At 64.6% G+C, this 18,302-nt stretch carries 16 protein-coding genes; 7 read left to right on the forward strand and 9 right to left on the reverse strand.

Annotated features, from left to right (window positions below; all coding sequences use genetic code 11):
• Complete coding sequence (locus tag DSM107133_RS19655) at positions 1-1,548, reverse strand: altronate dehydratase family protein (RefSeq protein ID WP_114295227.1); 1,548 nt, start codon at positions 1,546-1,548, stop codon at positions 1-3.
• Positions 1,549-1,670: 122 nt separating this feature from the next.
• Here DSM107133_RS19655 and DSM107133_RS19660 point away from each other — a divergent pair, with 122 nt between their 5' ends.
• Entirely contained in the window at positions 1,671-2,429 is a 759-nt protein-coding gene (locus DSM107133_RS19660) for a GntR family transcriptional regulator (RefSeq protein ID WP_205387901.1), read from the forward strand.
• 304 nt (positions 2,430-2,733) lie between these two features.
• Here DSM107133_RS19660 and DSM107133_RS19665 read toward each other — a convergent pair whose 3' ends face one another.
• The 3 genes from DSM107133_RS19665 to DSM107133_RS19675 all read right to left on the reverse strand — a co-directional run bounded on the left by DSM107133_RS19665 (position 2,734) and on the right by DSM107133_RS19675 (position 6,216).
• Positions 2,734-3,639, reverse strand: coding sequence for a dihydrodipicolinate synthase family protein (locus DSM107133_RS19665; protein WP_114295228.1), 906 nt, complete (start codon positions 3,637-3,639; stop codon positions 2,734-2,736).
• A 10-nt stretch (positions 3,640-3,649) separates the two neighbouring features.
• Positions 3,650-5,389, reverse strand: coding sequence for an L-arabinonate dehydratase (gene araD / locus DSM107133_RS19670; protein ID WP_114295229.1), 1,740 nt, complete (start codon positions 5,387-5,389; stop codon positions 3,650-3,652).
• A 128-nt stretch (positions 5,390-5,517) separates the two neighbouring features.
• Positions 5,518-6,216 (reverse strand): GntR family transcriptional regulator, encoded by a 699-nt coding sequence (locus DSM107133_RS19675; RefSeq protein ID WP_114295230.1) that lies wholly within the window; start codon positions 6,214-6,216, stop codon positions 5,518-5,520.
• 173 nt (positions 6,217-6,389) lie between these two features.
• On the opposite strand from DSM107133_RS19675, the gene DSM107133_RS19680 reads away from it, so the two are divergent.
• Positions 6,390-7,907 carry an aldehyde dehydrogenase (NADP(+)) gene (locus DSM107133_RS19680; protein ID WP_114295231.1) on the forward strand — a complete coding sequence of 506 codons (1,518 nt, stop codon included), beginning with the start codon at positions 6,390-6,392 and terminating at the stop codon, positions 7,905-7,907.
• An 89-nt stretch (positions 7,908-7,996) separates the two neighbouring features.
• Here the strand turns inward: DSM107133_RS19680 and DSM107133_RS19685 are convergent, their stop codons facing one another.
• The 5 genes from DSM107133_RS19685 to DSM107133_RS19705 are packed head-to-tail and all read right to left on the reverse strand — an operon-like array spanning position 7,997 to position 11,280.
• A complete protein-coding gene (locus tag DSM107133_RS19685) occupies positions 7,997-8,314 on the reverse strand; it encodes an NIPSNAP family protein (RefSeq protein ID WP_114295232.1) in 318 nt (105 codons plus the stop codon).
• 9 nt (positions 8,315-8,323) lie between these two features.
• A complete protein-coding gene (locus tag DSM107133_RS19690; RefSeq protein WP_240310665.1) occupies positions 8,324-9,061 on the reverse strand; it encodes a FadR/GntR family transcriptional regulator in 738 nt (245 codons plus the stop codon).
• Entirely contained in the window at positions 9,058-9,753 is a 696-nt protein-coding gene (gene larB, locus DSM107133_RS19695; RefSeq protein ID WP_114295234.1) for a nickel pincer cofactor biosynthesis protein LarB, read from the reverse strand. The genes DSM107133_RS19690 and larB overlap by 4 nt, the downstream gene beginning before the upstream one ends.
• Positions 9,746-10,528 carry an adenine nucleotide alpha hydrolase gene (locus tag DSM107133_RS19700; protein ID WP_240310666.1) on the reverse strand — a complete coding sequence of 261 codons (783 nt, stop codon included), beginning with the start codon at positions 10,526-10,528 and terminating at the stop codon, positions 9,746-9,748. Before DSM107133_RS19700 ends, larB begins: the two co-directional genes overlap by 8 nt.
• Positions 10,528-11,280 carry a FadR/GntR family transcriptional regulator gene (locus DSM107133_RS19705; RefSeq protein ID WP_162792152.1) on the reverse strand — a complete coding sequence of 251 codons (753 nt, stop codon included), beginning with the start codon at positions 11,278-11,280 and terminating at the stop codon, positions 10,528-10,530. The genes DSM107133_RS19700 and DSM107133_RS19705 overlap by 1 nt, the downstream gene beginning before the upstream one ends.
• Before the next feature lie 265 nt (positions 11,281-11,545).
• Between DSM107133_RS19705 and DSM107133_RS19710 the strand changes: the two genes are divergently transcribed.
• The 5 genes from DSM107133_RS19710 (at position 11,546) to DSM107133_RS19730 (ending at position 18,297) form a co-directional block, all read left to right on the forward strand.
• The gene (locus tag DSM107133_RS19710) at positions 11,546-12,508 is read left to right on the forward strand and encodes a TAXI family TRAP transporter solute-binding subunit (protein WP_240310667.1); all 963 of its coding nucleotides are present in this window, start codon (positions 11,546-11,548) and stop codon (positions 12,506-12,508) included.
• Between the two features lie 86 nt (positions 12,509-12,594).
• Entirely contained in the window at positions 12,595-14,469 is a 1,875-nt protein-coding gene (locus tag DSM107133_RS19715; RefSeq protein WP_114295253.1) for a TRAP transporter permease, read from the forward strand.
• A 21-nt stretch (positions 14,470-14,490) separates the two neighbouring features.
• Positions 14,491-16,191, forward strand: a complete 1,701-nt coding sequence (locus tag DSM107133_RS19720; RefSeq protein WP_114295237.1) for a thiamine pyrophosphate-dependent enzyme — start codon at positions 14,491-14,493, stop codon at positions 16,189-16,191.
• Between the two features lie 10 nt (positions 16,192-16,201).
• Positions 16,202-17,644, forward strand: a complete 1,443-nt coding sequence (locus tag DSM107133_RS19725) for an FAD-binding oxidoreductase (RefSeq protein ID WP_114295238.1) — start codon at positions 16,202-16,204, stop codon at positions 17,642-17,644.
• 23 nt (positions 17,645-17,667) lie between these two features.
• Entirely contained in the window at positions 17,668-18,297 is a 630-nt protein-coding gene (locus DSM107133_RS19730; protein WP_114295239.1) for a glutathione S-transferase N-terminal domain-containing protein, read from the forward strand.
• Positions 18,298-18,302 lie beyond the last annotated feature (5 nt).

The raw sequence follows: 18,302 nt of genomic DNA on the forward strand, positions 1-18,302 counted from the left end.
TCAGCCCGTCACGCCAATTGGCCAGGGTGCGAATTCTTCTTCTCCGACGCCCAGTGCTTCGGATTTGCTGGCCTGCCCAGAGGCGACGGCCAGGATATGGTCGAAAATCTCCTGCCCCAGTTCGGCAATGGTCTTGTCCCCATCAATCACCGTGCCACAGTTGATGTCCATATCGTCCTGCATCTGGGTGAACATGGGCGTGTTCGACGCCAGCTTGATCGTTGGCGACGGATACGACCCAAAGCAAGAGCCACGCCCGGTGGTGAAACAGATCAGGTTGGCCCCGCCCGCGATCTGCCCCGTGGCAGACACCGGATCAAAGCCGGGGGTGTCCATGAACACCAGCCCCTTTTGCGTCACCGGCTCGCCATAGCGATAGACCTCCATCAATCCGGTGCTGCCGCTCTTCTTGGCCCCGCCCAGCGATTTTTCCAGCACGTTGGCCAGCCCGCCCGCCTGATTGCCGGGGCTGACGACGCCGTTGATCTGGGTGTCGCGGCCCTTGGTATAGTCCAGCCACCAGTCCATGCGCTCGACCAGCTTGCGGCCGACGGCCTCGGACTGGGCGCGGCGGGTCAACAGGTGTTCGACGCCAAAGATCTCGGGCGTTTCGGACAGGATCGCGGTGCCGCCGTTGCGCACGAGGATGTCGGCTGCCGCACCAAGACCGGGGTTGGCCGACAGCCCCGACAAACCGTCCGAGCCGCCGCATTGCATCCCGATGGTGATGTGTTCGGCGCTGCACGGCGTGCGCTGCACCTGATTGGCGGCGTCCAGCATGTCGCGCACGGCGGCCTTGCCCTCGGTGATGGCACGCGCGGTGCCGCCCACATGCTGCATGGTGATGGTTTTCAGCATCTTGCCTTCGGCCAGGCTTTGTTCTTCGAAGAACTGCGCCAGATTGTTCCGCTCGCAGCCCAGCGACAGCACCACGGCACCGGCCATGTTGGGGTGCCGGATATAGCCCGCCAGCGTGCGCCGCAGCAGGTCCATCGGCTCGCCCGTCATTTCCATGCCGCAGCCGGTTTCGTGGATAAACGGGATCACCCCGTCGACATTGGCCCAGTCTTCCATGCGCTCTTCGTCGAAATAATTGCCGATCTTGCGCGCCACGGTGGCGGAACAGTTCACGGTGACGAACAGGCCGATATAGTTGCGCGTGCCGACCTGACCGTTGTCGCGGCGGATACCCATGAAGCTGGCGCGCTGGTCCTCGGGCAGGATGTCGGTCGGGACATAGTCGCGGGCAAAGGCGTAATCCTTGTCCACCGCGTCGAACTTGATGTTGTGGCTGTGCAGCCAGTCGCCGGGTGCGATGTCATGGGCGGCATAGCCGATGACCGTCTCGAATTTCAGGATCGGCGCGCCGCTCTGGAGCGGGCGGATTGCGATCTTGTGACCTTGCGGCGTATCGTGGTTGGCAATGACCCCGTGTTCGGGCAGCGCGGTGCCTTGGGCAATCGGTCCGGTGGCCACCACCACGTTGTCGCCCCCAGACAGCAAAAGCACCCTTGCAGCGGGGTCGCGGGGTGTGGTCTGGCTGTCCATAGGATGCGTTCTTTCGGGGCTGCGGAAAAAAGGCTTCGGGTTCGGGGCACGAACTGATATATTAGGATTAACAGGAACAAAGTGCTCTCGCAATGAATGAATCCGCCAAACCGCACCCCCCGGTGTCTCAGACCCGCACCACGCAATTGCTGCCCAAAGGGATGCGCGCCGACGCCCATCAGGCGCTGTTCGAGGGCGGGCCAACGGGGCGCGGCGTCTACGACAGCCTGCGCGACCAAATCGTCAAGCTGGACCTGCCGCCCGGCACCCCGCTGTTGCGCGCCGAACTGGCCGAGGTGTATGGCGTCAGCCTGACACCGCTGCGCGATGCCTTGCAGCAACTGGCCAAAGAGGGGCTGGTGCATATTTTCCCGCAGTCGCGCACGCTGGTCACCCCCATCGACGTGACCGCCATCCGCGAGGCCCAGTTCATGCGCATCGCGCTGGAAACCGAGGTGGTGCGCGAGCTGGCAGCCGGGATTGCGCCCGAGGATCTGGCGCGGCTGCGCAGCATCGTGGCGCTTCAGGCCGGGATCGCGCAGAACCCAGGCGATGTGCCGACGTTTCAGGAGCTGGACGAGGCATTCCACCAGACGCTGTTCGTGGCCGCCCGCCATGTGCAGACCCAGCGCATCCTGCGCAGCCACGCGGGCCATCTGGAACGCCTGCGCCGCCTGCACCTGTCCGACACGGATGACGCAGGCCGGATGCGCAACAACCAACAGGTGGTCGAAGGGCACACACAGGTGGTCGATGGCATCGAGGCCGGAGACGCCGCCCGCGCCATGGACGCCCTGCGCCGCCACCTGCAGCGCACGGTGGACCGCATCGCCGAGAAACGCGCCGCCTTCCCCGAGTTTTTCGCGCCCGAGAAGGGGTAGCTCTGGACCTGTTTATGGGTCCAGTTGCAGGGTCGCCCGGAGCGGGGATTCGTGCATCGCTTGGCGAAGGGCTGCTTAGAGCCTTCTATGACCTCGCCGCACAGGGCAGCGCCCGACCGCGGGTGGGCATCGGAACGTCAGTTAGCACCACTTTATTTCTAAACTTTGGCGTGTGGGTGATGAACCGCAATACGGTGAGAAAGCGCCCGCCCATGGGGCGGTCGGGCGCTGCCCGGCGGTGCTACGCACCTTGATTCCGGGCCTTGGTGGATACACGTCGGCGTGCACGTCCATCCGCTTCTGCCTACAGCCCCGCCAACCCGTTCGCTGTTACAAACCCGTCCAGCGCGGCCTGCTGGCGGTCGGTCAGGGGCCATGCGGAGGGCGGGCGCGTCGGGCCGCAGTCCTGGCCGATGGCCATCAGCGCGGCCTTGACGCCGGTGACGTTGGTGCCGTTCTGCTCTTCGGCGCGGATGTCTTCGAACACGCGCATCTCGTCGATCAGGCGGTTGGCCTTCGGGTAATCGCCCGCGTCCAGTGCCGCGTGAATTTCCATCGACCGTTCGGGCCAGACGTTGATCAGCCCCGAGGTGAACCCCCGCGCGCCCACGGCATAGAGCGGTGGTGCCCAGACCTCGGCCAGCCCGCCGACCCAGACGATATGATCGGGACAGGCCGCGATGGCGCGGGCCAGGTTCAGCGGGTGCGGCGTGGCCCATTTCACGCCCTTGACCCCCTCGACCTCGCACAGGCGGGCGATGCCCTCGGGGCCCATGGCGTCGTTGCGCAGGTACAGCATGACGGGCAGCCCGCCCGACGCCTCGCGCACCGCCTTGATGTAATCCACCGTTCCGCGCGGCGACACGAAGGGATCGGGCGGCTGGTGGATCATCAGCGCATCGGCGCCTGCGTCGGCGCTGGCGCGGGCCAGCACACAGGCGTCGCGGATGCCGCGCCCGACACCGGCCAGAACCGGCGCGCGCCCTGCCACCATCTGCGTGACTTCGCGCACCATGGTACAGGCCTCGTCGGTGGTCAGCGCGTAGAACTCGCCGGTGTTGCCGTTGACCACGGGTATATGCACCCCCGCCCCGATGGCGCGGTCGATGATCGGCGCGAGCTTGTCGGGTGCGATCTCTCCTGCGGCGTCATAGGGGGTCACCAGAATGCCCGAAATACCGGTCAGTGCTTTTGTCAGATCGTGGGTCATGGGCCTGCCTTTAGTAAATGTCCGGTTCAGCCGCAGCCGCACCGAATTGCGTTGTCAGATAGTCGAAATCACAGCCCTGATCGGCCTGCCCGACGTGGCGCTGGAACATATAGCCCCAGCCGCGTTCATAGCGGGGCGCGGGCGCGACCCAGGCGGCACGGCGCGCGGCGATCTCTTCTTCGGGGACCAGCATGTCCAGCGTCCGCGCCTCCAGGTCCATGCGCACCATGTCCCCGGTTTTCAGCAGCGCCAGCGGCCCGCCGATGAACGCCTCGGGGGCCACGTGCAGGATGCAGGCACCGTAGGAGGTGCCCGACATCCGCGCATCGGAAATCCGCAGCATGTCGCGGTGGCCTTGCTTCAGCAGCGCCTTGGGCATCGGCAGCATGCCCCATTCGGGGAAGCCGGGGCCGCCTTGCGGGCCTGCGTTGCGCAGCACCAGCACGTGATCGGGGGTGACATCCAGATTTTCATCGTCAATGGCCGCCTTCATCTCGGGGTAGCTGTCGAACACCAGCGCGGGGCCTTCGTGGTGGTAGAACTTTGGATCGCAGGCGGCGGGTTTGATCACCGCGCCGTTGGGGCACAGGTTGCCACGCAGCACGGCCAACGAGCCTTCTTTATACACCGGATTGGACAGCGGGCGGATCACGTCGTCATTATAGACCGGCGCGCCCGCGATGCCGTCGGCCAGCGGTTTGCCGGTGCAGGTGATCGCGTCACGGTCCAGCTTGTCGCCCAGCTGATCCATCAGCGCGCGCAGGCCGCCCGCGAAATAGAAGTCTTCCATCAGATAGTCCGCACCCGAGGGCCGGATGTTGGCGATCAGCGGCGTCGTGCGCCCCAGCGCGTCCAGATCGTCCAGCTCAAGCGACACACCGGCGCGGCGAGCCATGGCCAGCAGGTGCACAACTGCGTTGGTGGAACAGCCCGTCGCCATCGCCACGATCGCCGCATTGCGCACGGCGGCGGGGGTGATGACCTTGTCGGGCGTCAGATCCTCCCAGACCATATCGACAATGCGCCGCCCGCAGGACGCGCTCATCCGTTTGTGGCCCGCGTCGGCGGCAGGGATCGACGACGCGCCGGGCAGGGTCAGCCCCATGGCTTCGGCAATCGCGGTCATGGTGGACGCGGTGCCCATGGTCATGCAATGCCCGTAGGACCGCGCGATGCCACCCTCGACGCCGACCCATTCCTCGGCGGTGATATTGCCCGCACGCCGTTCGTCCCAGTATTTCCAGGCGTCCGAGCCGGACCCCAGCGACTTGCCCGCATAGTTGCCGCGCAGCATCGGGCCCGCGGGCAGGAAAATGAACGGCACACCGGCGCTGATCGCGCCCATGGTCAGGCCGGGGGTGGATTTGTCACAGCCGCCCATCAGCACCACACCGTCCAGCGGGTGCGACCGGATCGTCTCTTCGGTCTCCATCGCGATCATGTTGCGATAGAGCATCGAGGTCGGCTTGGTAAAGCTTTCGTCGATCGAGATGGTGGGAATCTCCAGCCCCAGACCGCCGGCCTGCGCGATGCCCTTCTTCACGTCCTCGGCCCGGTCGCGGAAATGCAGGTGGCAGGGGTTCATCTCGGACCATGTGTTCAGGATGCCGATGACGGGGCGGCCTTCCCAGTCCTCGGGGCCAAGGCCCATCTGCATCATGCGCGACCGGTGCCCAAAGCTGCGCAGATCATCCGGGGCAAACCAGCGCGCGCTGCGCAGTTGATCGGGGTTTTTTCTGTTCTGGTTCATTCTGCCCTCTCCGGACCGGTTCAGATCCACAGCATTGTGACCGGAGCGTCTCCGGTGCGTTCAAACTAATATATTACCTCATCAGATAAAATGTCGAGCCTGTTTTGGAAGCGAAGCCCCAAAGCCGCCTAGCTGAAGAATTCCCGATGTGCCTCGCGCAATGCTTCAACGCGCGAGACCGTGCGGCTGAGATGGTCACGCACTGCCGTGGCGGCGGCCTCGGCGTCGCCCTGTGCAATCGCGTCCAGAATCGCCCGATGCCCCTGCAAGATATAGGTGATTTTAGCCGCATCCGGCGGGTCCAGCCGGCGCACACGGTTCAAATGCCCCGACCTGCCCTGGATCATCGCATACAGGTTGCCCTGCCCCAGCCCGTCGTACAGCGTTTGGTGAAACACCTCGTCCAGTTCCTGAAACATCTGCAACTGTGCGGGATCGTCGCGCAGCACCTCTTGCATGCGCAGCGTCGCGCCCGCGCGCGCCACCACATCGGCGCTGTCCCGCTGGGCCAGCTGTCGGGCGACCTCGACCTCGACCGACAGGCGCAGGAAATGCGCCTCGTAAATCTCGGGAATGTCGATTTTGGTCACGACCGTGCGCGACTGGGGAAAGACCTTGACCAGTCCCTCCTGCTCCAGCCGTTGCAGGGATTCACGGATCGGGGTCTGGCTGGCACTATAGTGGGCCGCCAGATCGCCGCGCAGCAAAGGCGCACCGGGCGGCAGTTCAAGCGAGACAATGCGCCGCCGCAGATCATCCAGAACCCGCGCCGTGGCAGTGCCCGCAGGCCGCAAGCCGTGCCCTGAAGCTGTCCGAAGCAAGGTCATGGTGCATTTCCTGTGTCGCGCATCTGCATCTTTCTTTCGTTTAGGCCGCGATCCGGACCCGACGCAACCGCGCGCGGTGTCTGGTTGACCTTCCTTTGCAGCTAAAATATTAGTCGATATGAACGGCGCGGTAAAGTTTGCGCTGAAACACAGATACTCTAGGAGAGTCCTGCATGACCGGTTTCGCCCCCCACGGAAAACACCTGATCGCTGGCGAATGGGTCGCCGGAGCAACCACATTTGAAAACGAACCCGCCAGCGGCAAGGTTGATAGGTTTTCGATTGGCACCCCCGCCAACGTCGAAACTGCCTGTGTCGCCGCCGAAGAAGCATTCTGGACCTATGGCTATTCCACCCGCGCCGAACGCGCCGCGTTTCTCAACGCCATTGCGGACGAGATCGAGGCCCGCGCCGATGCGATCACCGACATCGGCAGCCGCGAATCCGGCCTGCCCGCCGCGCGCCTGCAAGGTGAACGTGGCCGCACCACGGGCCAGCTGCGCCTGTTCGCCGATCACATCACCAGCGGGGCCTATCTGGACCGGCGCATCGACGCGGCCCTGCCCGACCGCCAGCCCGCGCCGCGCCCCGAAATCCGGCTGATGCAGCGGCCCATCGGCCCCGTCGCCGTGTTCGGCGCGTCGAACTTTCCGCTGGCCTTTTCCACCGCCGGGGGCGACACCGCCGCTGCACTGGCTGCCGGCTGCCCCGTTGTGGTCAAGGGCCACTCGGCCCATCCCGGCACCGGCGAAATCATCGCCGAAGCCATCCACGCCGCGATCAAGTCCTGTGGCGTGCATCCCGGCGTGTTCTCGTTGATCCAGGGCGGCAAGCGCGACATGGGCCAGGCGCTGGTGCAACACCCGCTGATCAAGGCCGTGGGCTTTACCGGATCGCTGGCCGGTGGCCGCGCGCTGTTCGACCTGTGCGCCCAACGCCCCGAGCCGATCCCGTTTTTTGGCGAGTTGGGGTCGGTCAACCCGATGTTCGTGCTGCCCAACGCCGCCGCCGCACGCGGGGCCGACATCGGCACCGGCTGGGCCGGATCGCTGACCATGGGCGCGGGCCAGTTCTGCACCAACCCCGGCATCGCCGTGGTGGAAAAGGGTGCCGATGGCGATGCGTTCGTGGCGGCTGCCAAAACGGCGCTTGAGAAGGTGGATGGGCAGGTCATGCTGACCGACGGCATCGCGCAGGCCTATCGCGACGGGCAGGCCCGTTTTACCGGACGCAACGCGGTGCAGCCGCTGCTGGAAACCAAAAGCGAAGGGCGCATGGCCAACCCCAACCTCTACGAAACCGACGCCGACACCTACCTGCAAGATCACGCGCTGGGGGAAGAGGTCTTTGGCCCGCTGGGTCTGGTGGTGCGCGTCAATTCCGCCGACGACATGCGCGATCTGGCCAAAGGGTTCGAGGGCCAGCTGACCGCGACGATCCACATGGACGACGCCGATGCCGCCCGCGCGCTGCTGCCGGTTCTGGAGCGCAAGGCCGGTCGCGTGCTGGTCAACGGCTTCCCCACCGGCGTCGAGGTCAGCGAGGCGATGGTGCACGGCGGCCCCTACCCCGCCTCGACCAACTTTGGCGCAACCTCGGTGGGCACCATGGCAATCCGCCGCTTCCTGCGGCCGGTGTCCTATCAGAACGTGCCGACCTCGATCATGTCCGACGATCTGGCCGAAACCTAGGAATCTGTGGCGGAGTGACAGCGGGCTGATCGGGCCCGTTGCCACCCGAGCTTTGCTCTCTGCCGATACGTAGGCAGCGGGATTAATGCCTACCCTTCGAAAAACGGCGCAGGGGTCAGGATTTTGTTGGTCTGGCTGACCAGATACCCCGCCTCGGCGCTGCGGCGCAGGTAGTCCTGCCAGTCGGGATCTGCCATCAGCTGCGCGCGACGGGCAGCGCGGTCGGCGGCGTCGTCATAAGTCCAGACGTGCACGAATGAATTCACGTCCCCTGTTTCGACCTGCGCAAACACAACCGGCGCGCCCAGGATCCGGCGCTGTGCCGGATAGCCATAGGTGCCGTACAGCGTCAGGTGTTTCTTGATCGTGCCGGGGCGACAGACATAGGTGCGGTGGTCGTAGATCATGCAGTTTCCTCAGGTGTTTCGGCTGTGATCCGTGACGCGCTGGCGGGCTTGCAGCAGGTGATAGGACATCGAAACCGCCGCAGCCTCGCTGTCGCCGGATTTAATCGCCTCAAGGATCTGGCGGTGCTCGCGCAGCACTGTGTCGATCCGTTCCTGCGAGCCTTCGCGCGTCAGCTTTTGCGCCACGTCGATGGCCTGGGCCACCACGTCGCGGGTGCTGTCCAGCATGACGGTAAATACAGGATTACCCGAGGCCTCGGCGATGGCGCGGTGAAACAGATAGTCGGCCTCGACCGATGGCGTGCGCGCCTGCATTGAGGCCTCAAGCTCGGCCAGTTTGCTTTCGATCCGCGCGATGTCCTTGGCGCTGGCGCGCAAGGCGGCCATGCGGGCGGTTGCGTGCTCGACCGTCATGCGCGCCTCCATCGCGCGCATCAGACCGGCGACCGACCCGGCGGTGGCAAATTCGATCAGCTTTTCGGGCGGGCGGCGGCGCACGAACGATCCGACCCCGCGCCGCGCCTCGACCAGCCCGTCTTCTTGCAGCTTGCGCAGCGCGTCACGCACCACGGGGCGCGACACGCCAAAGGCGGTGGCGATCTTGTGTTCCGACGGCAGGCGTTCGCCCTGTTTCAGCGTGTTCGAAACGATCTGTTCAAGGATCTGGCCATAGAGTTGGTCCGCAAGCGTCTGGCGCTTCTTGATTGTCAGCTTCGGGTTGTCCATCTGCGGCCTTTCCTGTGTCATGGCGCGGCTTTCGCGCGGCGCATCATGTTGGCCAGACGCACCGCAGCCGTCGCGGCCCCATAGCCGTTGTCGATGTTCACCACCGTCACCCCGGCGGCGCAACTGGCCAGCATCGCGTCCAGCGCCACCCGCCCGCCGGTGGCCACGCCATAGCCCACCGAGGTCGGCACGCCGATCACCACGCCGGGCACCAGCCCCGCCAGCACCGAAGGCAACGCCGCGTCCATGCCCGCAAAGACGATGACGATATCCATCTCGCGCAACTGTTCCTCGCGCGCCAGCAACCGCCACAGACCCGCGACCCCCACGTCTGAAATCGCGGTGGCGTCGAACCCGGCAAAGGCCAGTACCCGCTGTGCTTCGGCCATGGGACCGGCATCCGAGGTGCCCGCGCTGACCAGGGCAATGCGCGGCGTTGTGGCGGGTGTCGGCAATGCGCCCAGAATAGCGGTGCGCGACAGGGTGCAATAATCCAGCTGGTCGCGCAGGTCATCAGGCAATGCCGCGTGCTGCGCCGCGTCCAGTCGGGTCAGCAGCAACCGCCGCCCGTCGTGTATGGCATCGCGCAGGATGGCGGCGACCTGCGTGTCGCTCTTGTGGCCGCACAGCACGGCCTCTTCGATCCCGATACGCGCGGCACGGTTGCGGTCGAATGTGACGTGGGGGTCGGAGTCGTGCGTGCTGTCAGACATGAACGAAAGTGCTTCCTTGTTTGTACGCCTGCACCGTCACGGGCAGGTCGCCGCCAATGGCCCCGCGCACCAGATCCTGCAAGGCCGCGCGGCGGTCGACGGTCAGGGCGTCGAACACCGCCCTCTCCAGCGCGATTTCCCAGCCGCCGTGCAACCGCCGACAGCGCAGGGTGATGTTCCCCAACGCGTCCCGCAACAGGGTTTCCACGCGGTCGATGGTGTGCAACTCCTCCGGCTCCACCCGCAGGCCGGTCTGGATCCGGCTGGCCAGACAGGGGGCGGCCGGCAGTTCGGCCAGATCGCCCAGCCCCAACGCCCGCGCCAGCGCCCGCACGTCCGATTTGGCCATGCCGGCAGCAACGAAGGGGTGGATCACATTGTGTTCCTCCGCCGCGATCAGGCCGGGGCGGTAGTCGGACAGATCGTCCGTGTTGGTCCCCGCCGCCACCACATCGCCCATGCGCGACAGGGTGCCATAGAGGTTAACCTTGCAGAAATAACAGCGGTTCACCGGATTGGCGCGATAGGACGGATCGTCAAACTCCCCCGATTGCACCAGCTTCAGGGTCAGCCCCCGCGCGGCGGCAAACTGATGCACGCGCGCCGTCGCCGCCGCAGGCACCGCAGGCGACACCGCATGGCACAGGGTCACGCCGTCCGCCCCCCGCGCAATTGCCACCGCCGCCGACAGGGTCAGGCTGTCGATGCCGCCGCTCAGCGCCACGGTCAGCGACGCGGGCGCGGTCAGCGCATCTTGCAGGGCCAAGGGTAACATCAGCTGCCCGCCGCTTTGATCTGCCGCAGGTTTCCCAACAGCCGCTGTCCCGACAGTTGCAGGTGCAGCCGCATCCGGTCGCGCGCCAGATCGCTGTCGCCCGCTACAATGGCCGCCGCAATGTCGTGATGTTCGGCCACCGCGTCGCGGCTGTTGCCGCCGCGCTCGACCGCCTTGAGCCGTCCGGCCAGCATGGTTTCGCGCAGGCTTGCGCCCAGATAATTGAATAGCCCCAGGTAATAATCGTTGCCCGTTGCATCGCTGACCGCGCGATGAAACCGCAGGTCGGCCTCAACCCCCTGAGATACGCCCGAGGTGCCGGTTTCAGCGTGGTCGAACATATCGGCGGCGGCCAGAATTTCGGCGCGGTGCGCATCGGTCGCGCGTTCGGCAGCAAAGGCGGCGGCCTCGATCTCCAGCCCCATGCGCAGTTCAAGAATATGCGACAGCTTGCGCAGGCTTTCCACGTCGTTCTTGTCGATGGCAAAGCCCATCTGGGGCCGGTCACTGGCCACAAAAGCGCCGCGCCCCTGCTGGCTGGACAGCATCCCTTCGGCCTTGAGCCGCGATACCGCTTCGCGCACCACGGTGCGGCTGACGTTCAGATCCTGCGCCAATGTGGTTTCCGACGGCAGCATTGATCCCACGGGCCAGTCGCCATTGACCACATTGCTGCGCAACACTTCGGTCACCTGATCGCCCAGCGTCGCCCCCCGGGCCAGGGGGGCAGAGGTTAGAAATAGATCACTCATCGGCTTGCCCCTTTTACAGGATTGATACATCTGTCTGACAAGTTGTCAATATTGCTGACAACTGAGCAAAAGCGCCCGTATTCCGTGAATTTTTCAGAATTCAACATGACAGCATCAGCCTATTTCGCGCTTTTTTGTATTTTTATTTGACAAGTAAGGATAAGCGGCACACCCTGCCCCAGCGTCGGCACAGCCGTGTCGCCACAGGAGGAGCAAGGCCGCAGACCTGCTGGCTTTGTCTATTTTCGAACTCGGGAGGGGTTTCATGTCTTTCATTTCCAAAGCGGTCCGTCGTACCACGGCGGCCACACTTATATTTGCCGCCGCAGGTGTTGCCGCGCAGGCCGAAGAATTTGTCATGGCCACCGGCCAGCAGGGCGGATCGTGGTATCCGGTCGGCGGCGCGATCAAGGCGATTGTCGAGCGGGAACACCCCGACATCACCATCACCGTGACCCCCGGCGCGGGTGTGTCCAACGTGGTCGGCGTGGACGCGGGCCGGTTTGCAATTGCCTTTGCCAACTCGATTTCGACGGTGGACAGCCTGACCGGCAAGGAACCGTTCCGCGAGGCCACCACCAACGTCTGCAACCTGGGCATCCTGTATCCGCAGTATTTCCAGATCGTCGCGCTGGCCGATTCCGGCATCAAGACCGTGGCCGACATGAAGGGCAAGGATCTGACCACGCAACAGCTGGGCAACACCGGCGAATTCCTGACCCGCGAACTGCTGTCGACCGCCGGTCTGACCTATGACGATCTGGGCAGTGTCGCACACACGTCCTATTCTGACTCGGCCTCGCAGATGAAAGACGGCCACGCCGACTTTTTCACCCTCGGCTCGTCGCTGCCCACGGGTTCGGTGATGGACCTGTCCTCGTCGCGCAAGATCACGCTGGTGGATGTGGACCCCGAGACGTTCAAGCACTTCAAGGACCAGAACGCGGCCTTCCAATTGCGTGAAGTCAAGGCAGGCGTCTATCCCGGTTTCGACGAAGTGGTGCACGCCATCAGCTATGACACGCATATGGTCGCGCCCTGTGACTACAACGGCGACACCATCAAGGCCGTGCTCAGCGCCATCGCCGACAACCCGGACAGCTTTGCCGCGATCAGCAAGACCATGGCGAACCTGACCGTCGAGCAAATGGCGACCGACATCGGTATCCCCTTCCACCCCGCAGCCAAGGAATTCTACGCCGAACGTGGCGTGGCGGGCATGAATTAATCCTGCCCTGATCTTCCGAACGGGCGGGGCCAGTGGCCGCGCCCGTTTTGGCCATTCATCCTTACCAATTGCGCGGGGGACATCCCATGAGCCTGTCGATCCTCACCGGCAAGATGCCTGTTTTTGCCCGAATTTCACGGCTGATGCTGATCGGCATGGCCATGTGGCATTTGTATGTGGCTTTTGCCGGCCCGCCAAACCCCTACATCATGCGCGGCGTTCATGTGGCGCTGGCGCTGGTGCTGATCTATTGGACAACCGACCGGCGCGGCGTGCGCACCGACACACCCGGCTGGATCGACGTGATCCTGGGGGCGGTGGCCATGAGTGCGGCGCTGTATCCATCGTTCAACCTGAATTACATCACCCAGCGGTTCCTGTACGTTGACCCGCTGCTGCCCATCGACATCGTGGTGGGGATCACGCTGGTGGTACTGCTGCTGGAAGCGACACGGCGGATGCTGGGGCCGATGCTGCCGATCACCGCGATGGCGTTCATGGCCTATGGGTTGATGTTCACGTCGACCCTGCCGTCGGTCATTCTGGAACAGCTGTTCATGACGCCCGAGGGCATCTTCGGCATCCCGATTGCGGTGTCGGCAACCTATATGGTGCTGTTCATCCTGTTCGGATCGCTGGTCGAAAAGATGGGCGTGGGGCAGTTGTTCATGGACTTTGCCGTGGCGCTGACAGGCCGTCAGGCCGGCGGCCCGGCCAAGGTGGCCTGTGTCACTTCGGGCCTGTTCGGCTCGGTGTCCGGCTCGGCCGTGGCCAACGTGATGACGACGGGCACGTTCTCGATCCCGCTGATGAAACGCATGGGCTTCAAACCCGCCTTTGCCGGCGCGGTTGAAGCTGTCGCCTCGACCGGCGGGCAGATCATGCCGCCGGTGATGGGGGCCGCGGCCTTTGTCATGGCGGAATACCTGGGCGTGGGCTACCTGACCGTCGCCAAATACGCACTGGCCCCCGCGATCCTATTCTATGTGGCGCTGTTCGCCGCCGTGCATTTCGAGGCCAAACGCAAGGGCATTGGGTCGGTCCCCAAGGAAGACCAGATTCCGATCAAGGAAGTTCTCAGCGAACGCGGCCACCTGTTCATTCCGCTGATCGTCATCGTCGGCGTTCTTGTCATGGGCTATTCTGCCCCCTACGCGGCGCTGTGCGGCATCATCTCGGTCGTGCCGGTGGCCGCCATGCGCAAGACCACGCGCCATTACGTGACCGTCGAAAACATCCTGGACGCGCTGGAAAACGGCGCGCGCAACGTGCTGTCCATCGCGGCGGCCTGTGCCTGTGCGGGCATCGTTGTGGGTGTCATCGACATCACCGGCCTTGGCCTGACCTTCTCGAACTTTGTGATCGAAGCGGCTCAGGACCGTCTGGTGATCGCGCTGATCCTGTCGATGGTGGCGGGGATCATCCTGGGCATGGGGATGCCCACGACGCCTGCCTATATCGTGCAGGTGGCCCTGCTGGTGCCCGCACTGGTGAAACTGGGCGTGCAGGTCGAAGCGGCGCATTTGTTCGTGTTCTACTTTGCCATCCTGTCGGCCATCACGCCGCCCGTGGCCATGGCGGTCTATGCCGCCAACACCCTGTCCCACGCCAAGATCGTCGAGGCCAGCTGGGCCGCGGTCAAGCTGGGGGCCACGGGATTCATCGTGCCGTTCATGTTCGTCTATGAACCCGCGATCCTGATGCAGGGCGACTGGGTGCACATTGCCATCGTCATCACGCAGGCCACCATTGGCGTCATCCTGCTGGCGGCGGCGCTGCAACGGTATTTCTTCGGGCGGATGGATCTGATCACCTCGGCGGTGCTGTTTGCCGCATCCTTGTGCCTGATCTATCCCGATTACCGGATCACGCTGGTGGGCCTTGCCATTGCAGGTGGCATTCTGGCACTGCAAAAGATGCGGCACCGCGATACGGTGCCGCCGACACCTGCCAACAACTGAACCGAACGGAGCGTTTTCCACATGACCCAGACCACCCAGACCAAAAGCCGGACCGGCGGACAGGTTCTTGTTGACCAGCTTTTGATTCACGGGGCCGACCGCGCCTATTGCGTGCCCGGCGAAAGCTATCTGGAAGTGCTGGACGCGCTGCATGACGTGCAGGACCGGTTCACCCTGATCAACGCCCGCCACGAGGCGGGGGCCGCCAACATGGCCGAAACCCATGGCAAGCTGACAGGCCAGCCCGGCATCTGCATGGTCACCCGTGGCCCCGGTGCCTGTCATGCCGCCATCGGGGTGCACATCGCCCAGCAGGACAGCACGCCGATGATCCTGCTGGTGGGCCAGATCGCCCGCGACACCACCGACCGCGAAGCGTTTCAAGAGGTCGATTACCGCGCCATGTTCGGCCCCATCGCCAAATGGGCCACCCAGATCGACGACGCCCGCCGCATCCCCGAATACATGGCCCGCGCCTTTCGCGTCGCCACCTCGGGCCGCCCCGGCCCCGTCGTCATCTCGCTGCCCGAGGACATGCTGACGGATGTGGTGCAGGTCGCCGACGCGCGCCCCTACGCCGCCACCCACGCCGAACTGTCGGACAGCAGCCTCGAGGCGCTCAAGGCCGAGCTTGCCACCGCCGAACGCCCGCTGCTGCTGCTGGGCGGCTCGGGCTGGTCGGACGAAACCGCGGCCAACATCACCCGCTTTGCCGAGGCCAACAAAATCCCCGTCACCACGTCCTTCCGCCGTCAGGACATCGTGAACAACCTGTCGCCGGTCTTTGCAGGCGACTTTGGCACCTCGACCGCACCCAGCCTGTACGCGCACCAGCGCGAGGCCGATCTGCTGGTGGTCATCGGCGCCCGTCTGGGTGAAATGACGACCAAAACCTATACCACCATCACGTCGCCCAACCCCGCGACCCGTCTGGTGCATGTCTACCCGGACGCGGACGAGATTGGCCGCGTCTATTCGCCCGACCTGGGTCTGGCCGCCGCCCCCGCATCCGTCGCCGCAGCACTGGCAGATGTCGATCTGGGCCGCGCCGACGCATGGGGCAGCTGGTGTGAAACCCTGCACAACGACTACCTGACCGATTCCGAAGCCCCCAACGGCGGCGACTGGGAACTGGACATGGGCGTCGCCCTGACCCAGATCCGCGACAGCCTGCCCGACGACATGGTGGTCACGCTGGACGCGGGCAACCACACCGGCTGGGCGCAGCGTTTCCTGCGCTTTGGCCGTCCGGGGCGCATCATCGGGTCGACCTGTGGCGCGATGGGTTATTCCGTGCCCGCCGCCGTGGCCGCATCGCTGGAAAACCCCGACCGGCTGGCGCTGTCCTTTGTCGGGGACGGCGGTTTCATGATGAGCGGCAACGAACTGGCCACCGCCGCGCAATATGGCGGCTGTCCCATCGTTCTGGTGTTCAATAACGGCGTTTACGGCACCATCCGTATGCATCAGGAACGTGACCACCCCGAACGCGTGTCGGGCACAACGCTGAAAAATCAGGACTTTGTCAAAATGGCCGAAGGTCTGGGCGCATATGCCGAGCGTGTGACCAAAACCGCCGACTTTGCCGATGCCTTTGCCCGCGCCCGCGCGGCGGGCCGTCCGGCGGTGATCGAACTGGTGACAAACCCCGAACAGATCTCGACCCGCACCACGATCACCAAGCTGCGCGACGCCGCGAAACAAAAAGCAACCGCCGGATAAAGGTCTGCCAATGTCCCCCACAGCACACCCCTCTGCCGCCATCGTGGCAGAGGATCACAGCGCCCTGATCGCCAAACTGACCGATGCCATCGGTGCCGCCTATGTGCTGACCGATGCCGCCGACATGGCGGGCCGTCTGGTCGAGGATCGGGGCCTGTACACCGGCACCGCCATCGCCCTGCTGCGCCCCGGATCCACCGATGAGGTCGCCGCCTGCGTGCGCCTGTGCGCGGCGGCGGGCGTGGCGATTGTCCCGCAAGGCGGCAACACCGGACTGGTCGGCGGCGGGGTGGCGGATGGCGGCGTGATCCTGACCACCGAGCGGCTGAACCGCATCCGCAACGTCGATGCCACCAACGCCACAATGACGGTCGATGCGGGCTGTATCCTGGCCAACATCCAGCAGGCCGCCGATGACGCCGATGCGCTGTTCCCGCTGTCGCTGGCCTCGGAAGGGTCCTGCCAGATCGGCGGCAACCTTTCGACCAACGCGGGCGGCACTGCCGTGCTGCGCTATGGCAACATGCGCGATCTGGTGCTGGGGCTTGAGGTGGTTTTGCCCGATGGCCGCGTGCTGAACGACCTGAACGGCCTGCGCAAGAACAACACCGGCTATGATCTGCGCAACCTGTTCATCGGGGCTGAGGGCACGCTGGGCATCATCACCGCCGCCGTGCTGAAACTGTTCCCCAAACCGGTCACCCGCGCCACGGCACTTGTTGCCTGCGACGGACCGGATGCGGCGCTGGCGCTCTATGCACGGATGCGCGCGCAAAACGCCGACACGCTGTCCACCTTTGAATATATCGAGCGCATGGCGCTGCAAATGGTGCTGGACCATGCGCCGGGCTGCACCGACCCGATGGCCGAGGCACACCCCGCCTATTGCCTGATCGAACTGACCAGCGCCAATGCCGCCGACACGCTGGACGCCCGCATGGAAACCGCGCTGGAAGCGGCCTTCGAGGCGGGCGAAATCCACGACGCCGTCATCGGCGCATCCGAGGCGCAAAAAGACGCGCTGTGGGCGCTGCGCGAACACCTGTCGGAATCGCAAAAGCCCGAAGGCGCGTCGATCAAGCATGACGTGTCGGTCCCCGTCTCGCGCGTCGCCGATTTCATCACCACGGCCAAGGCGGCCTGTCTGGCCCACATGCCCGACCTGCGCCCCTGCCCCTTTGGCCACTTTGGCGACGGCAACCTACATTTCAACCTGTCGCGCCCCGTGACCATGGACGACGCGACCTTTCTGGCCGAATACCCCACCTTCAACCGCATCGTGCATGACATCGTACACCAGATGGACGGCTCTATTTCCGCCGAACACGGCATCGGTCAGGTCAAGCGCGCCGAGCTGCGCCGCTACAAGGACCCCGTGGCGCTTGAGCTGATGCAACAGTTGAAATCGGCGCTTGATCCGGCCAACATCATGAACCCGGGCAAGGTGCTGTAACCGCCCCAGACAAGGAACCGCCGATGATCGACCTGTACACATGGACCACCCCGAATGGCCGCAAGGTCTCGATCCTGCTTGAGGAACTGGGCGTGCCCTACACTGCCCATGCCATCGACATCGGCAAGGACGAACAGTTCGCCCCCGATTTCCTGAAGATCAGCCCCAACAACAAGATCCCCGCCATCGTCGATCAGGACACCGGCCTGTCGGTGATGGAATCGGGCGCGATCATGTATTACCTGGCCGACAAGCACGGCCAATTCCTGCCATCGGGTGCCGCCGAGCGGGCCAAGGTGATGGAATGGCTGATGTGGCAGATGGGCGGCCTTGGCCCCATGGCCGGACAGGCGCACCATTTCCTGCATTTCAACCCCGGCAAGGCCGCCTATGCCGAAGAGCGTTACGCCGCCGAGGTCAAGCGCCTGTATGGCGTGCTGAACACCCAGCTTGAGGGGCACGATTACATCTGCGACGCCTATTCCATCGCCGACATGGCCTGCTGGCCGTGGGTGTCGCGGTACGAATGGCAGGGGATTGATCTGGCCGATTTCCCCAACGTCCGCGCATGGTATCAACGCCTGCTGGCGCGCCCCGCGGTGCAAAAGGGGTATCACGTGCCAAAGGTGATGGGCGAGATTCCGGCGGGTTAGGGCCG

It is taken from the genome of Pseudosulfitobacter sp. DSM 107133 (genome assembly GCF_022788695.1).
Lineage (GTDB): Bacteria > Pseudomonadota > Alphaproteobacteria > Rhodobacterales > Rhodobacteraceae > Pseudosulfitobacter.

What these genes read in the sequence shown, in the direction of transcription:
- DSM107133_RS19700 (WP_240310666.1), bottom strand. Translation starts at nt 10,528, where the DNA reads ATGTTACCCTTGGCCCTGCAAGATGCGCTGACCGCGCCCGCGTCGCTG.
- DSM107133_RS19725 (WP_114295238.1), top strand. Translation starts at nt 16,202, where the DNA reads ATGTCCCCCACAGCACACCCCTCTGCCGCCATCGTGGCAGAGGATCAC.
- DSM107133_RS19690 (WP_240310665.1), bottom strand. Translation starts at nt 9,061, where the DNA reads ATGACACAGGAAAGGCCGCAGATGGACAACCCGAAGCTGACAATCAAG.
- DSM107133_RS19720 (WP_114295237.1), top strand. Translation starts at nt 14,491, where the DNA reads ATGACCCAGACCACCCAGACCAAAAGCCGGACCGGCGGACAGGTTCTT.
- DSM107133_RS19715 (WP_114295253.1), top strand. Translation starts at nt 12,595, where the DNA reads ATGAGCCTGTCGATCCTCACCGGCAAGATGCCTGTTTTTGCCCGAATT.
- DSM107133_RS19675 (WP_114295230.1), bottom strand. Translation starts at nt 6,216, where the DNA reads ATGACCTTGCTTCGGACAGCTTCAGGGCACGGCTTGCGGCCTGCGGGC.
- DSM107133_RS19730 (WP_114295239.1), top strand. Translation starts at nt 17,668, where the DNA reads ATGATCGACCTGTACACATGGACCACCCCGAATGGCCGCAAGGTCTCG.
- DSM107133_RS19655 (WP_114295227.1), bottom strand. Translation starts at nt 1,548, where the DNA reads ATGGACAGCCAGACCACACCCCGCGACCCCGCTGCAAGGGTGCTTTTG.
- DSM107133_RS19665 (WP_114295228.1), bottom strand. Translation starts at nt 3,639, where the DNA reads ATGACCCACGATCTGACAAAAGCACTGACCGGTATTTCGGGCATTCTG.
- DSM107133_RS19710 (WP_240310667.1), top strand. Translation starts at nt 11,546, where the DNA reads ATGTCTTTCATTTCCAAAGCGGTCCGTCGTACCACGGCGGCCACACTT.
- larB (WP_114295234.1), bottom strand. Translation starts at nt 9,753, where the DNA reads ATGTCTGACAGCACGCACGACTCCGACCCCCACGTCACATTCGACCGC.
- DSM107133_RS19705 (WP_162792152.1), bottom strand. Translation starts at nt 11,280, where the DNA reads ATGAGTGATCTATTTCTAACCTCTGCCCCCCTGGCCCGGGGGGCGACG.
- DSM107133_RS19685 (WP_114295232.1), bottom strand. Translation starts at nt 8,314, where the DNA reads ATGATCTACGACCACCGCACCTATGTCTGTCGCCCCGGCACGATCAAG.
- araD (WP_114295229.1), bottom strand. Translation starts at nt 5,389, where the DNA reads ATGAACCAGAACAGAAAAAACCCCGATCAACTGCGCAGCGCGCGCTGG.
- DSM107133_RS19680 (WP_114295231.1), top strand. Translation starts at nt 6,390, where the DNA reads ATGACCGGTTTCGCCCCCCACGGAAAACACCTGATCGCTGGCGAATGG.